The organism is Streptococcus sp. 121 (assembly GCF_016458205.1).
Lineage (GTDB): Bacteria > Bacillota > Bacilli > Lactobacillales > Streptococcaceae > Streptococcus.
Genome location: NZ_JAEMED010000047.1, coordinates 1 through 14,551, shown reverse-complemented (window position 1 = coordinate 14,551; position 14,551 = coordinate 1). Strand labels below are relative to the sequence as shown.

The window sequence follows — 14,551 nt, the reverse complement described above, 5'->3', positions numbered from 1 at the left end:
GAAGGTACGAAGACAGTCACTTATGTATACCGTGAGTTAGGTAAGTACATTCCATACATTCCTGAAAATGGAGATCCAAAAGATCCAAATGGCTATGATCCAACAAAACCAGGAACAGATAAACCACCAGTACCATACGATGAAACCCCAGAGGATCCAAGCAATAACCCACCATTGCCATACATTCCAGGATACGAACCAAAAGTACCAGGAACAAATGAGCCGTTGAAACCAGTTGATCCAGACGATCCAACCAAGGGTTACGTTCCACCATCCATCACAGATCCAAACGATCCAGGTAAGGATACACCAGTACCATACGTACCGGTAACTCCAGATCCAACACCTGAAGTGAAGAAGGGTAACGTTGTTGTTCATTATGTGAATGAGAAGGGTGAAACCATCGCGAAAGATGTAGTGGATACACCAGAAAGCGATGTGGACACTCCTTATGACACCACAGACAACAAACCTCGGATTATTGAGAAGGATGGTAAACGTTACATCTTGGTACCAGGTAAAACTCAAGGTAACGAGACTGGTAAGGTTACAGAGGGATCAACTCATGTGACCTATGTGTACCGTGAATTGGGAAGCTATATTCCATTTATTCCAACTGAACCAGGTAAGGAAATTCCAAAAGTACCGTATGATGAAACTCCAGAGGATCCAAGTAATAATCCACCATTACCATACATCCCAGGTTATACACCAAAAGATCCAAATGGTAATCCATTGAAACCAGTTGATCCAGAGGATCCAACGAAGGGTTATATTCCGCCTTCAATCGTAGATCCGAATGATCCTGCTAAGGATACACCGGTACCTTATGAGAAAAATCCGGATCCAACTCCACAACCTGAGCCTAAGCCAGAGCCACAGCCTGAGCCTAAGCCAGAGCCACAACCTGAGCCTAAGCCAGAGCCACAACCTGAGCCTAAGCCAGAGCCTAAGCCAGAGCCACAACCTGAGCCTAAGCCTCAGCCGCGTCCTGCTCAACCAACTTATGCAGAGCAACAACTTCCAGAGACTGGTGAAGATTCTTCTGCTGCCCTAACAGCATTAGGTATTGCCTCACTTCTTGGAGTGGTTGGTTTGAAAGCTAGAAAACGGCGTGAAGAAGATTAGTAATCATTGGAATCGCATTTGATTTCATGAACAACCAATCGATTTGATGAAAACCCTGCTTCCGATTGGAGGCAGGGTTTTTACTTTGTGACAGGAATCGTATTTTTCCTTTATTGCTCAAAATAAAATGCGGGGAGTAGTTGACTTTTAATAAAGAAAGCGTTATCATAGATGTGTAAGTTTTCCTTATTATTTCAAAAAAGAAAAAGAAAGGGGCGGGAGTGAAGAGTAGTTGTCAGATAAAAATGATGGGAACTCTTATCGATGTTCAGATAGAAGCAGATGCGCCAAGTCTCTGTCTGAAGGAGATTCGTCAACTATTAGAAACGTATACCTTGCGTTTTAGCGCAAATGATAAACAATCAGAACTAAATCAAGTGAATCAACAGGCTGGAATTGAGGCGATTCAAGTCCATCCGGATCTCTTTGACTTGATTCAAATTGGTAAGAAGCATAGTTTAGCTGATCCTAGTAATTTGAATATTGCCATCGGAGGCTTGGTGCAAACCTGGAGAATAGGGTTTAATGACGCCAAGCTACCGACAGTTGATGAGATTCAAAATGCTTTACGACATTCAGACCCTCGGGCTATTCAACTGGATTCGACAGTTAAGAGTGTTTATCTTGAGGTTCAAGGGATGAAGCTTGATTTAGGTGCCTTGGCCAAGGGCTATATTGCGGATAAGGTCATCGACTATGCTCGAAATCACCCAGGGATTCAAGCGATCTTGATTAATCTTGGGGGGAATGTTCGTGTCTGGGGGAGGAATTTAGCCCGACCGGATGGGAATTGGTTGATTGGAATTCAGGACCCCAAGCGGCCTAGAGGAGAGAATTTAGGACTGCTTCCAATTGATGGAGGGTCTGTAGTGACCTCGGGGATTTATGAGCGCTATTTGCAGATTGGAAACAAGCGCTACCATCATATTTTTGACCGGACCACAGGTTATCCAATTGAGACAAGTTTGGCGAGTTTAACCATAGTTGCACCGACATCCTTGGAGTGTGAGTTATGGACGACTCGTTTGTTCGGTTTACGTTTGGAAGTGGTTCTGTGGCAGATTGAACAGGAGCCTGGTATTGAAGGGATTCTCATTACGGATGACAATCGGATTATGTTATCTAGTGGCCTTGAAAAGACTTTTATTTGGCAGCGACCTTCGTGATGGGGAGAACGAAGCCTCTTCCCATTCAACAGGAAAACTTAAAAAGGTAGAAAAAATAGAAATGGAAAAGACTATGAAACTTATTGGAATTGTTGGAACAAATTCATCGAAATCTACAAACCGTCAGTTGCTTCAGTATATAGAGCGTCATTTTCAGGATAAGGCTGAGATTGAGTTAGTTGAAATTAGTGCTCTACCAGTTTTTAATAAACCGGCCAATAAAGAAGTACCAGAATCCGTCCTCGAAATTGCTCGTAAAATTGAGGAAGCAGAAGGGGTTATTATTGGAACACCGGAATATGATCATTCAATTCCTGCAGTGTTGATGAATGCCTTGGCTTGGTTATCTTATGGAATTTATCCACTTTTGAATAAGCCGGTGATGATTACGGGTGCTTCTTACGGAACTTTGGGTTCGTCACGGGCCCAGTTACAATTGCGTCAAATTTTAAATGCTCCTGAGCTTAAGGCGAATGTCTTGCCAGATGAATTTTTACTGTCACACTCCCTTGAAGCTTTTGACTATGATGGGAACTTAAGGGATGCACGGATTATTCAAAAATTAGAGGCAATTTTCGATGATTTTCGTGTTTTTGTGAAAGTAACAAGTAAATTGTCAAATGCCCAAGAATTACTACGTCAAGAAGCTGAAAACTTTGACTGGGAAAACTTGTCATAAGAGAGGGAGAAAGAATGAAATTTGTAGGAATCGTTGGATCAAACGCAGAACAGTCATACAACCGCACATTGTTAGAATTTATTCGAAAACACTTTAAAACGCGGTTTGAATTGGAGATTTTAGAAATCACAGACATTCCAATGTTCAACCAAGACGAAGACTGGGAAGCGCATTTTCAATTACGTCTATTAAATAATAAAATTACACGCGCAGATGGTGTCATCATTGCGACACCAGAACACAACCATACCATTACAGCTGCCTTAAAGAGTGTCTTAGAATGGTTGTCGTACAAGGTTCATCCACTGGAAAGTAAACCAATCATGATTGTAGGGGCCTCCTACCATGATCAGGGAACTTCCCGTGCCCAAACTCATTTGAGAAAAATTTTAGATGCTCCTGGCGTGAATGCCTATACCCTACCTGGAAATGAGTTCTTGCTTGGTAAAGCCAAGGAAGCATTTGATGAAAACGGAAATATCATCAGTGAAGGAACTGTTAACTTTTTAGAATCCTGTGTGGACAATTTCATTAAATATGTACAAGTGGTTTCAAAACTTCGGAAACCAAAACCAATTCTTCCAGAAGATTTGTACTGTAATAACCCAATTGCAACTACCATTACAGAAGTGGATCCAGATGATCCAGAATGGGTTGAAAAAGTGGCTGAAATTACGGGGGCTGTATCCGGTAATACCTATGTCCGCTTAGATCACGGTATTTTAACGGTTGATCAGATTAATATGTTCCTCAACTCAATGCCATTTGAATTGACCTATGCAGATGACAACAACCAGTTCTTGTACTACAACAATGCTCACCAAGATCCAAGTACCATGTTGGCCAAACGGGTGCCTGCCCAGTCTGGAAGTCGCTTGGGGACAGTGCATAATAGTCTACCCGCAAATCGGATGAAAAATGTTGAGTGGGTTGTTGGAACGTTGCGCAATGGAAACCAAGAATATGTTCGGACCCTTGTACCAAATCCTTCAGAACATATTATTAACACCCATAATTATCAGGCGATGTACTATCCAGATGGATCTTATGCGGGTATTAATGAGATTGTCTTCAACTTTAAACCGTGGTTGGACTGGTATTTAGAAACAACAGGCCAATCCCTCGTCGGTGGATCTGTGAGACCGGCTGCTGCCGCAGCTGCAGATGCTACAAGCGGGGCTTCTGATGCACAAGGCGGTCCTGCATCCGCGGCACCTGCAGCAGATGCTTCATCAGGTGCTTCTGAACACGCCTGAGTCAATCCTCTATAGCCGAAAAACCCCCAAGCGCTTGGGGGTTTTTGAGTATTTTATTGTTGCTCTTTCCAACGAAGGGCAAGTCTTCGGGATAAACTGGAGATTAGGAAGTTGATAATAAAATAAGTCAGTGCGACGAATGCATAGAGGGTAAACACTTGTTCGGGTTGGAAGTGGCGTCCCATCAAGATTTGGCTCTTACCAAAGAGTTCTTGAAGGGCAATAACCGAATAGAGGAAGGAAGTGTCTTTGATCACTGTCACGAATTGGGAAATAATCGCTGGCAACATTTTGCGAAAGGCCTGTGGGAAAATGATGAGTGTAAAAATCTGGTAACTGGTAAAGCCTTGAGAGAGGCCGGCCTCAGTTTGTCCCTGATCAATTGCATTGAGGCCGCCTCGGATGATTTCTGCCAGTGCTGCAGATGTAAAAATGGTAAAGGATAGAATCCCTGCAGGTAGGGATTTGACCTGAAAGACCAAAAAGATAATGAAAATCCACAGCAAGTTAGGGACATTTCTGACAAACTCAATATAGATACCCGCTAAGAGTTTGAGGAAACGATAGCTACTGTTACGCATCAGGGCCAGAATGGTCCCAAAGAAGGTAGATAACACAATCGCGGACGCAGAGATGAGCAGTGTGAGCCCTAAGCCCTGTAGAAGGAAACTGAGGTTGTAACTGGTAAAAAGTTCAGACATAGCCGTTCCTTTCTAAATTAAAGTGTGTAGGTCTGCTTATTGGCTTCTTCAATTCTTCTTCCCCAGCTAGCTAGTGGGAAGCAGAGGATGAAATAAAGAAGAGCAGCGCCGGCAAAGGCGGGAACATAGTTGGTGCTTTCAAAGGCCCAGGATTTAGCGACGAACATGATGTCTGCACCCGAAATAATAGCTACGGTTGCAGTGTTTTTAATTAAGTTTACCACTTGGTTGGTCAGTGGAGGAAGGATGGTTCGAATTGCCTGAGGAATAATGATTAACCGCATGCTCTCCCCATAACTAAAACCTTGAGAGAGGGCAGCTTCCATTTGCCCTTTAGGGACAGCCTCGATACCGGAACGGAATACTTCTGCAATATATGCCCCGTGGTAGAGGCCGACACAAAGAATGCCGGTCCAAAAGGCTGAAATCATGATTGTTCCCTGCGATACAATGGCTAGGCCATAAAAGACAAAGACAAAGTGAACTAGCAGTGGCGTATTCTGGAAAAATTCCACAAAGACCCGAGAGCAAGATTGGGCGAATTTGTTTTGACTTGACGCCATGATTGCAAAAAGGATACCGAGAAGCATGGCTAAAGCAAGAGACCCGATAGACAAACCAAGGGTGTAGAGAAAGCCTTGGAAGAAACTAGCGGATTCCTGAAATAAGGCAGCCCATCTACTTAAAGCGAAGGGGCTGGTTGAAGTTGTTGCGTGTAACATATTTCCTCCTTAGTCTTCTGTAGGTTGAGCGGACTTCAGATTGTACGAATCCTGAATTTGTTTGAGTGTACCGTCTTGGGTCCATTTTTCAATGAGGTTATCAATGTAGTCAATCAATTCAGTATTCGTCTTTTTGCTGGCAATTCCGTATTCTTGTGTATTAAATCCTTGATCTAGGATTTGCGTTTGTTTGCTGGTGTAACCGGATAGAATGGATTTATCGACAGAAAAGGCGTCAATCCGTTGTGCGTAAAGGGAGATTGCCAATTCAGGGAAGGACCCCAGTTCTACAAAAATGAAAGAGAGTCCATTTTCTTTGGCAAAAGCCTGAAGATTTGCTTTAGTTGTTGAACCTTGGGAAACCCCAATAGTCTTACCATCTAAACCTTTTGGACTCTTGATGCCGGATTTTTGGTTTACTAAAAATCCGATTTCGTCGTAGTAGTAGGGTGTTGAGATCGCGTAAGATTCTTGTCTTTGCGGGGTAATCGTATACGTGGCGATGATGAGGTCAACTTGACCGTTATCCATCAACGGTTCCCGCGTATGGGATGTTACGGGGGTGTACTCGATTTTCACGCCTAATTCCTTGGCAATTTGTTGAGCGATATCGATTTCCATGCCATGGTATTGATTGTCTTTGGGGTCGAGGTAACCGAAATTGGGAACGTCTTGTTTAACACCAACACGCAAGACACCTGTATCTTTAATTTTTTGAACTTGGTCAGGGAGTTCGGTTGCAGCAACGCTTGTCGATAGGAAGAGGAGGCTTAAACAGAAACCTGCTAGAAATTTAAGGTATTTGGAAAGATTCATGGCTTCCTCCTAGTCTTCTTTTACGTTATCACTGGTATGGTTGATAATTTTGCTGAGAAATTGTTGAGCGCGTGGTTCTTGAGGGTTGTCGAAGAAGCCGTGAACATCAGTGGTATCGACCAAGATTTCTCCATCCGCCATGAAAATGATACGGTCCGCTACTTCACGAGCGAATCCCATTTCATGGGTCACAACGACCATATTGGTTCCGCTTCGGGCTAGCTTTTGCATGACGGTTAAGACATCGCCGATGGTTTCTGGGTCCAAGGCAGAAGTTGGTTCATCGAATAGAAGTAATTCAGGCTTCATGGCCAAGCCACGAGCGATGGCTACACGTTGTTTTTGTCCACCGGATAGCATACCAGGATAGGAATCTTTACGATCCCACATATTTACATAGGTTAGGTATTTTTCGGCTAAGGCCAAGGCTTCCTTTGGGTCCATTCCTAGTACTTTGATTGGAGCTAGGGTGACATTTTCTAAAACCGTTTTGTGGGGGTAGAGGTTGAAGTGCTGGAAGACCATTCCAACTTCTTTTCGAAGTTGGACCAGTTCCTGGTTTGATGCATGGACTAGTTCGTGTCCGTTTACGACTAGACTTCCAGTTTCGATCGATTCTAAGGCGTTTATGGTTCGAATAAGGGTTGATTTGCCTGATCCGGAAGGTCCAAGGAGAACAACAACTTGGCCTTTTTCGATTTCTAGGTTGATGTTCCGAAGTGCATGGTAATCACCGTAGTACTTTTCGACGTTTTTAAATTGAATAAGCGGCATATTTTTCTCCTTTTTTGTCAGATAAACTATCATTTATTGTTGTATTTTACCAAAATTTTCAAAAACAAGCAACGAACTATGTCAGAAGTTCTCACATAAACGAGGTTACCTAGGGGATACTGTTGCTTAACCAGCTGCAAACTGACAAATAGAAATTCGAACTTTAAGGGAGAGTCCTTGAGTCTCGTCGATAACATCCTGTCCTAGGAATTCGTTAATACTCTTCCAAGATCAAATGTAACCGTTGTTAGTTTCGCCTTACTCTCACTTAGCATTGTCTGGACTTCACGAGTTAGTTTTTGGAGTTTTATGAGATTGAGTTTGAAGATCAGGGGAAGGGGTTACAAATACCTTGTTTATGAGATAGAGGTTCTTGAGTAAATCCTTTCTTTATGGGATAATAAGGGGAAATAAAATTTTGAAAGGATATCCATGAAAAAGAAAAATGGAAAATTCCCGTTTGAGACGCGTCAGCGTTTCTCAATACGGAAATTTAATGTAGGAGTTGTATCAGTAGCAATCGCTGCCTTTTTGGTGATGGGGACAGGTGTTTCTGCTGATGAAGTGGAAGAATCGACGGGTCTGGCAAGTTCAAATCTAGCTAAGGAACAGACGAATCCGGTGGAGTTGCGAGAACTTATTATATCAACAAATGAATCAGTTGTTGAATCACCTGTCTCTGTAGAGTCTAAAACTTCAACACATACATCAAGCGAGCTTCCTGCTTCTTCTGAACCAGAAGTTAAGGCTGAGGAAGAAATGAAGCCTTTAACAGAAGAAAAGAAAGAAACAACTGAAAAAGTTGAAGAATCTACTAAAGTTGAGGAAGTTAAGGAAGATTGGTCAGGGGAAAAAGCGACTAGTAATCAAAGAGAAGTTGAGATTCCTTATACGCTGACCTTTGTTAACCAGAACACGAACGAAGCAATCCGCTCCGTTGAAAAAGTTGCAACGGTATCAACAAGTGAACGGCCTGCAACTGTCTCTATCACTTTGGATCCAGCTCAAGTCCCAGAAGGTTATAAACTGGCTTCAAATGAAGTAGCCAGGTTAAACCAAGAAATTCGTGAACTCCAGCAAAACCAATTGCTGTTTGCCTTGGTACCGTCCGCTTCTAGAGAATCTGCCTTCCGTCGTACGGCCACTGTAGCGCGTGGAAGTGCCTTCCGGAATAACGGTACAATGGCGGATCAGTATGGTGTAACTCCACGTCCGCGTGCTGTGAATATTAATCATCCCAATATGATGTATCAAGCGGATCGATCGGTTGTAACGACCTCATACCCTAGTGGGACTACTTATTCGTTTAAGGAAAATTTGGATATGAGTATTCCCCGTCATATCAGGCCAACGGTTATCGTGACCTATCCTGATGGATCAAAAGATGAGCAGGTGGTTGATATTACGGTCCTGTTATACGACCCAGCTAAGACCTTTGTCGCAGATCGAAATAATCTGACAGAGTCTGAGAAACAGGCTATCGTGAATGCCATCAAAGCTGTTCCCAAAAATCAGGGGATCAATCCTACATCTGTATTTTCAGTTGCAAATAATGGGGTTGTGACGGTTACCAACTATGATGGAACTACCTCGGTGATGGATAAAAGTAAGACTATTACCTTTAACCCGGATATCGTCTCTTTAACCGACGAGACCATCGCCAAAGGCGCTTCTTTCCGAAAAACAATTGACTTTACGATAGCTGAAGGAGATCCAACTGTAACGGTCACTGGGCTGCCTAATGGATTAAGCTATAACAATAAAGTTGTCACAGGAAATCCTACTGCAGAGAAGGGCGACTATCCTGTAACGGTGACGGTCAGAGATGGTGCTGGTAGAGAATCTCAAAAATCATTCGTGATTCATGTTACCGATAAGGATCCTCTTAGGGATACAGTAAATCAAGATAACATCACTAAAGCTGATGATAATTATACAGACGCAAGTCAAGATAAGAAGGATGTCTATGATAAGGCAGTTGAAGATGCCAACAAGGTTATCCAAAATCCAAGCGCCAGCCAAACGGAGATTGATAATGCCAAACAAGCGGTTGAGGATGCTAAGAATGCGCTGGATGGAAAATCAAATATAAAAAATGGGGCAAAAGAGGCTATTGATCAAGCAGCAACTGATCAAAAAGCAGCCATTGATGCCCGTAATGAATTAACAAAGGAAGAAAAAGATGCTGCTAAGTCTCAGATTGATTCTGAGGCGACCAATGCCAAAAATGCGGTCGATGCAGCTCAGGATAAAGCTAGTGTTGAATCCGCTAAAAGCACAGGTATCGACACTATTTCAGCTGTAAATCCCAAAGCTGATACTAAAAACGCGGCGAAACAAGCGATTGATGACGCAGCTCAAGCCAAGAAGTCTGAAATCGATACTCGTACAGACCTGACGGATGAGGAGAAAGAGTCAAGCAAAGCGATTGTTGATCAAGAGGTCGCAGATGCCAAGAAAGCCATTGATGCAGCAACAACCAATGATGCTGTAGAGTCTGCTAAGAATTCTGGGGTGAATCTGATTGACTCTGCTAGAGTTGTTGGGGAAGCGAAGGAAACGGCTAAACGGGATCTATTTGACAAGGCTGATGAAAAATTGGCGGAAATCGATGAACGGAAAGATCTAACTGAGGAAGAGAAAGTTCAAGCTCGATCACAGGTAAATTCTGAAGTAACGAAAGCTATAGAGGCCATTCATTCAGCTAAAAATGATGCTGCTGTCAATAATGCACGCCAAACAGGCATCGATGCCATTGATGTCATAAATCCATCAGCTGTGGCCAAAAATGAGGCGAGGCAAGCGATCGACGATGAGGTAGATCTTAAGAAAGCCTTGATTGATTCGCGTGCGGATCTCACGGATAAAGAGAAAACAGTTGCTAAATCAGAGGTCGATACCAAGGCGAATGACGCTAAGAAAGCAATTGACGCTGCAACAACCAACGATGGTGTGACTTCCGCTAAAGATGCAGGAGTATCGGATATTAAGTCAGTGACCCCAGAGCCAGTAGCCAAGGAAGCGGCTAAAGCAGCGATCGATGACGCAGCAGCAACGAAGAAAGCAGAGATCGACGGTCGTGATGACTTGACGAAGGAAGAGAAAGACGCAGCTAAGTCTGAGATTGATGCAGAAGCAACCAAAGCAAAAGATGCAGTAGATGCGGCTAAAACAGATGCGGATGTAACAGCGGCGAAGGATTCAGGAGTTGATGCGATTAAAGCAGAAAATCCAGATGCAGTAGCTAAGCCAGCAGCTAAGCAAGCTATCGATGACGCTGCTCAAGTGAAGAAGGCAGAGATCGACGGTCGTGATGACTTGACGAAGGAAGAGAAAGACGCAGCTAAGTCTGAGGTTGATGCAGAAGCAACCAAAGCAAAAGACGCAGTAGATGCAGCGAAGACAGATGCGGATGTAACAGCGGCGAAGGATTCAGGAGTTGATGCGATTAAAGCAGAAAATCCAGATGCAGTAGCCAAGGAAGCGGCTAAAGCAGCTATTGACGAAGCTGCCCAAGCTAAGAAGTCTGAGATTGACGCTCGTCCTGATCTCACAGATGAAGAAAAATCAACCGCTAAATCTGATGTTGATACTAAGGCTGACCAAGCCAAACAAGCGATCGACGCTGCGACAACCAACGATGGTGTGACTTCCGCTAAAGATGCAGGAGTATCGGATATTAAGTCAGTGACCCCAGAGCCAGTAGCCAAGGAAGCGGCTAAAGCAGCGATCGACGACGCAGCAGCAGCGAAGAAAGCAGAGATCGATGGTCGTGATGACTTGACGAAGGAAGAGAAAGACGCAGCCAAGTCTGAGGTTGATGCAAAAGCCGATGATGCCAAGAAAGCTATTGATTCAGCGACAACCAACGATGGTGTATCATCTGCCAAAGACACTGGTGCAACAGATATCAGATCGGTAAATCCATCTCCAGTAGCTAAGCCAGCAGCTAAGCAAGCCATCGATGACGCAGCAGCAACGAAGAAAGCAGAGATCGACGGTCGTGATGACTTGACGAAGGAAGAGAAAGACGCAGCTAAGGAAAAGGTTGATGCAGAAGCAACCAAAGCAAAAGCCGCAGTAGATGCAGCGAAGACAGATGCGGATGTAACAGCGGCGAAGGATTCAGGAGTTGATGCGATTAAAGCAGAAAATCCAGATGCAGTAGCTAAGCCAGCAGCCAAGCAAGCCATCGATGACGCAGCAGCAGCGAAGAAAGCAGAGATCGACGGTCGTGATGACTTGACGAAGGAAGAGAAAGACGCAGCTAAGTCTGAGGTTGATGCAGAAGCAACCAAAGCAAAAGCCGCAGTAGATGCAGCGAAGACAGATGCGGATGTAACAGCGGCGAAGGATTCAGGAGTTGATGCGATTAAAGCAGAAAATCCAGATGCAGTAGCCAAGGAAGCGGCTAAAGCAGCTATTGACGAAGCTGCCCAAGCTAAGAAGTCTGAGATTGACGCTCGTCCTGATCTCACAGATGAAGAAAAATCAACCGCTAAATCTGATGTTGATACTAAGGCTGACCAAGCCAAACAAGCGATCGACGCTGCGACAACCAACGATGGTGTGACTTCCGCTAAAGATGCAGGAGTATCGGATATTAAGTCAGTGACCCCAGAGCCAGTAGCCAAGGAAGCGGCTAAAACAGCGATCGACGACGCAGCAGCAGCGAAGAAAGCAGAGATCGATGGTCGTGATGACTTGACGAAGGAAGAGAAAGACGCAGCTAAGTCTGAGGTTGATGCAAAAGCCGATGATGCCAAGAAAGCTATTGATTCAGCGACAACCAACGATGGTGTATCATCTGCCAAAGACACTGGTGCAACAGATATCAGATCGGTAAATCCATATCCAGTAGCTAAGCCAGCAGCTAAGCAAGCCATCGATGATGCAGCAGCAGTGAAGAAAGCAGAGATCGACGGTCGTGATGACTTGACGAAGGAAGAGAAAGATGCAGCTAAGGCAAAGGTTGATGCAGAAGCAACCAAAGCAAAAGACGCAGTAGATACAGCGAAGACAGATGCGGATGTAACGACGGCGAAGGATTCAGGAGTTGATGCGATTAAAGCAGAAAATCCAGATGCAGTAGCTAAGCCAGCAGCTAAGCAAGCCATCGGTGACGCAGCAGCAGCGAAGAAAGCAGAGATCGACGGTCGTGATGACTTGACGAAGGAAGAGAAAGACGCAGCTAAGGAAAAGGTTGATGCAGAAGCAACCAAAGCAAAAGCCGCAGTAGATGCAGCGAAGACAGATGCGGATGTAACAGCGGCGAAGGATTCAGGAGTTGATGCGATTAAAGCAGAAAATCCAGATGCAGTAGCTAAGCCAGCAGCCAAGCAAGCCATCGATGACGCAGCAGCAGCGAAGAAAGCAGAGATCGACGGTCGTGATGACTTGACGAAGGAAGAGAAAGACGCAGCTAAGTCTGAGGTTGATGCAGAAGCAACCAAAGCAAAAGATGCAGTAGATGCGGCTAAAACAGATGCGGATGTAACAGCGGCGAAGGATTCAGGAGTTGATGCGATTAAAGCAGAAAATCCATCTCCAGTAGCTAAGCCAGCAGCTAAGCAAGCCATCGATGACGCAGCAGCAACGAAGAAAGCAGAGATCGACGGTCGTGATGACTTGACGAAGGAAGAGAAAGACGCAGCTAAGGAAAAGGTTGATGCAGAAGCAACCAAAGCAAAAGCCGCAGTAGATGCAGCGAAGACAGATGCGGATGTAACAGCGGCGAAGGATTCAGGAGTTGATGCGATTAAAGCAGAAAATCCAGATGCAGTAGCTAAGCCAGCAGCCAAGCAAGCCATCGATGACGCAGCAGCAGCGAAGAAAGCAGAGATCGATGGACGCTCAGATCTAACTGACGAAGAGAAGGCAACCGTTAAGTCTGAGGTTGATGCAAAAGCCGATGATGCCAAGAAAGCTATTGATTCAGCGACAACCAACGATGGCGTGACTTCCGCTAAAGATGCAGGAGTATCGGATATCAACTCAGTAAACCCATCTCCAGTAGCCAAGGATGCCGCTAAGAAAGCGATAGATGATGCTGCTCAAGCCAAGAAGTCTGAGATTGATGCTCGTCCTGATGTCACAGACGAAGAGAAGGCAGCTGCTAAATTAGAAGTTGATTCTAAAGCAACTGTCGCTAAGAAAGCTGTTGATGATGCGACAACCAACGATGCTGTATCATCTGCCAAAGACGCAGGCGTAACAGATATTAACTCAGTAAATCCATCTCCAGTAGCCAAGGAAGCGGCTAAAGCAGCTATTGACGAAGCTGCCCAAGCCAAGAAGTCTGAGATTGATGCGCGCGCTGATTTAACAGATGAAGAAAAATTAACAGCTAAATCAGAAGTTGACTCTAAAGCGAATGAAGCTAAGAAAGCTGTTGATGATGCGACAACCAACGATGCTGTATCATCTGCCAAAGACACTGGTGTAACAGACATAAACTCAGTGAATCCATCTCCAGTGGCTAAGGATGAAGCTAAGAAAGCGATCAATGATGCTGCACAAGCTAAGAAAGACGAGATAGATGCGCGCACTGATTTAACAGATGAAGAAAAATCAACAGCTAAATCAGAAGTTGATTCTAAAGCCACTGACGCGAAGAAAGCCATCGATAACGCGACAACCAACGATGGAGTAACTTCCGCTAAGGATGCTGGTGTAACAGACGTTAACTCAGTAAATCCATATCCGGTAGCCAAGAATGCGGCTAAAGCAGCTATTGACGAAGCTGCCCAAACTAAGAAGTCTGAGATTGATGCTCGTACTGACCTTACAGATGAAGAAAAATCAACAGCTAAATCAGAAGTTGATTCTAAAGCAACTGTCGCTAAGAAAGCTGTTGATGATGCGACAACCAACGATGCTGTATCATCTGACAAAGACACTGGTGCAACAGATATCAGATCGGTAAATCCATCTCCAGTAGCTAAGCCAGCAGCTAAGCAAGCCATCGATGACGCAGCAGCAGTGAAGAAGGCAGAGATCGACGGTCGTGATGACTTGACGAAGGAAGAGAAAGACGCAGCTAAGTCTGAGGTTGATGCAGAAGCAACCAAAGCAAAAGACGCAGTAGATGCAGCGAAGACAGATGCGGATGTAACAGCGGCGAAGGATTCAGGAGTTGATGCGATTAAAGCAGAAAATCCATCTCCAGTAGCTAAGCCAGCAGCTAAGCAAGCCATCGATGATGCTGCACAAGCTAAGAAAGACGAGATAGATGGGCGCACTGATTTAACAGATGAAGAAAAATTAACAGCTAAATCAGAAGTTGACTCTAAAGCGAATGAAGCTAAGA

The 14,551-nt window shown here is 44.4% G+C and carries 9 protein-coding genes; 5 read left to right on the top strand and 4 right to left on the bottom strand.

Annotated features, from left to right (window positions below):
- The 4 genes from JEQ21_RS08610 to JEQ21_RS08595 form a co-directional block, all read left to right on the top strand.
- Positions 1-1,128, top strand: a 1,128-nt coding sequence (locus JEQ21_RS08610; RefSeq protein ID WP_199365072.1) for a MucBP domain-containing protein, incomplete at its 5' end; no start/stop codon positions are given.
- Positions 1,129-1,349: 221 nt separating this feature from the next.
- Entirely contained in the window at positions 1,350-2,294 is a 945-nt protein-coding gene (locus tag JEQ21_RS08605; protein ID WP_199365070.1) for an FAD:protein FMN transferase, read from the top strand.
- A 73-nt stretch (positions 2,295-2,367) separates the two neighbouring features.
- Positions 2,368-2,973, top strand: coding sequence for an NADPH-dependent FMN reductase (locus JEQ21_RS08600; protein WP_196092273.1), 606 nt, complete (start codon positions 2,368-2,370; stop codon positions 2,971-2,973).
- Between the two features lie 14 nt (positions 2,974-2,987).
- Positions 2,988-4,229: an NAD(P)H-dependent oxidoreductase gene (locus tag JEQ21_RS08595; protein ID WP_196092274.1), complete on the top strand. Its 1,242-nt coding sequence runs from the start codon at positions 2,988-2,990 to the stop codon at positions 4,227-4,229.
- A gap of 53 nt (positions 4,230-4,282) precedes the next feature.
- On the opposite strand, the gene JEQ21_RS08590 is transcribed toward JEQ21_RS08595, so the two are convergent.
- The 4 genes from JEQ21_RS08590 to JEQ21_RS08575 are packed head-to-tail and all read right to left on the bottom strand — an operon-like array spanning position 4,283 to position 7,242.
- Positions 4,283-4,930, bottom strand: a complete 648-nt coding sequence (locus JEQ21_RS08590; protein ID WP_199365068.1) for an amino acid ABC transporter permease — start codon at positions 4,928-4,930, stop codon at positions 4,283-4,285.
- A 17-nt stretch (positions 4,931-4,947) separates the two neighbouring features.
- Positions 4,948-5,652, bottom strand: a complete 705-nt coding sequence (locus tag JEQ21_RS08585) for an amino acid ABC transporter permease (protein WP_196092276.1) — start codon at positions 5,650-5,652, stop codon at positions 4,948-4,950.
- A gap of 9 nt (positions 5,653-5,661) precedes the next feature.
- Positions 5,662-6,468 (bottom strand): transporter substrate-binding domain-containing protein, encoded by an 807-nt coding sequence (locus tag JEQ21_RS08580; RefSeq protein WP_199365067.1) that lies wholly within the window; start codon positions 6,466-6,468, stop codon positions 5,662-5,664.
- A 9-nt stretch (positions 6,469-6,477) separates the two neighbouring features.
- Complete coding sequence (locus tag JEQ21_RS08575) at positions 6,478-7,242, bottom strand: amino acid ABC transporter ATP-binding protein (protein ID WP_196092278.1); 765 nt, start codon at positions 7,240-7,242, stop codon at positions 6,478-6,480.
- Positions 7,243-7,674: 432 nt separating this feature from the next.
- Here JEQ21_RS08575 and JEQ21_RS08570 point away from each other — a divergent pair.
- Positions 7,675-14,551: DUF1542 domain-containing protein (locus JEQ21_RS08570; protein WP_199365065.1), on the top strand; the 6,877-nt coding region annotated here is incomplete at its 3' end.

Coding starts and splice junctions, on each gene's coding strand:
- JEQ21_RS08590 (WP_199365068.1), bottom strand. CDS start 4,930: ATGTCTGAACTTTTTACCAGTTACAACCTCAGTTTCCTTCTACAGGGC.
- JEQ21_RS08575 (WP_196092278.1), bottom strand. CDS start 7,242: ATGCCGCTTATTCAATTTAAAAACGTCGAAAAGTACTACGGTGATTAC.
- JEQ21_RS08580 (WP_199365067.1), bottom strand. CDS start 6,468: ATGAATCTTTCCAAATACCTTAAATTTCTAGCAGGTTTCTGTTTAAGC.
- JEQ21_RS08595 (WP_196092274.1), top strand. CDS start 2,988: ATGAAATTTGTAGGAATCGTTGGATCAAACGCAGAACAGTCATACAAC.
- JEQ21_RS08585 (WP_196092276.1), bottom strand. CDS start 5,652: ATGTTACACGCAACAACTTCAACCAGCCCCTTCGCTTTAAGTAGATGG.
- JEQ21_RS08600 (WP_196092273.1), top strand. CDS start 2,368: ATGAAACTTATTGGAATTGTTGGAACAAATTCATCGAAATCTACAAAC.